The 1,276-nt window shown below is 69.9% G+C and carries 2 protein-coding genes; one reads left to right on the top strand and one right to left on the bottom strand.

All coding sequences use genetic code 11. The features are described from left to right. Positions 1–90: 90 nt before the first annotated feature. Complete coding sequence (locus PMI40_RS20690) at positions 91–417, top strand: hypothetical protein (protein ID WP_008119453.1); 327 nt, start codon at positions 91–93, stop codon at positions 415–417. A 37-nt stretch (positions 418–454) separates the two neighbouring features. Here the strand turns inward: PMI40_RS20690 and PMI40_RS20685 are convergent. Next, a partial coding sequence (locus tag PMI40_RS20685) for a LysR substrate-binding domain-containing protein (RefSeq protein ID WP_008119451.1) occupies positions 455–1,276 on the bottom strand: 822 nt, incomplete at its 5' end.

Raw genomic sequence — 1,276 nt, 5'->3', positions numbered from 1 at the left:
TTTTTTTAATGATACGGCGACCACCGAGATCTACACTCTTTCCCTACACGACGCTCTTCCGGCCGCGCGCAGCAGTGGAACGCCGCGCGCGTGAGGCAATACCTGCAGCAGCCGCTGGACTGGGCCGACGCCATGGGCATCGGGCGTTCGCGCATGGTGGCCGGCGAGTTCGGGTGCATTCGCACGCTCGACGACTGCGCCCGTTATCTCGATGACGTGCTCGACGTGCTGGAGACGGCCGGCGTGCATTGGGCCTTCTATGCCTTCCGTGAAGACGGCTGGGATGGGATGGATTACGAACTGGGACGCAGCAAGGTGCCGTGGGCCTATTGGCGCGCCGCGGAGCAGGGATTGCCCGACCCGCTGCCACGCAGCCCGACGCCGCTGTTCGACGTCATTCGTCGGCGCCTGCAATAGCGCATGCGACAGGTGTCGCCAGGCAGCCGCGCCGCGCTCAGCGTCCGGCGACCCGGCGCTGGATCAGCCGCTCCAGTGCCTGCGCGACCTGGCCCACGGCCTCGTCGTCGTCGCTGCGCCGGTGGCGCAGCAGGTGCAGCGGCAATCCCGGTACCGGCAACGGCGGACGCAGGCAGGCCAGTGCCACCGGGTGGGCCGCCGTCGCAGCCGGTACGCAATGCATGGGCAGCATGGCGACCAGGTCCGAGCCATGCAGCAGCGGCGCGGCCATCAGGAAGTGCGGCACCACCATGGCCACCCGGCGGGCCTGTCCGTGCGCGGCCAGTTGCGCATCGAGCGCGGCATCGAGCGATTCCAGCGTAGACACCACCAGATGCGGATAGGCCAGCCATTTCTGCAGCGTCAACTGCGTTGCGGCCGGGTGGTCGTGGCGCATGACCACCACGCAGCGTTCCTGCAGGACCTCGCGGCTGCGCAGGTTGCCGTGGGCGCGCGCGCCGGTGCCGATGGCCACATCGCAGGCGCCGGCCTCGAGCGCGGCGACAGCGTCGAGCTGGCCCAGCCATGGTTGAAAGACCAATGCGATATGCGGGGCGCTGGCGCTGACTTCTTCATACAAGGGGGCCGCCAGCAACTGTGCCGGATAGTCCGGCATGGCGATGCGCACCCGGCGCTGGCGCGCCGGTGGCGAGGCGGCCGCCGCGACGCGACCGGCCAATGCCAGGCGCAGCGGTTCGCGCAGGGCCTGGGCCGCTGCGGTCAGTTGCATGGCCTGGCCGCCGTCTTCGAGCAAGGGATCGCCCAGCAACTGGCGGCAGCGTTCCAGCGCACTGGCCGCCGCCGGTAGCGGCAGGGGGGG

The sequence above is a fragment of the Herbaspirillum sp. YR522 genome (assembly GCF_000282575.1).
GTDB lineage: Bacteria > Pseudomonadota > Gammaproteobacteria > Burkholderiales > Burkholderiaceae_D > Herbaspirillum.
Note: the sequence above shows the minus strand (reverse complement) of the source record. Positions and strands in the feature narration are given on the sequence as shown.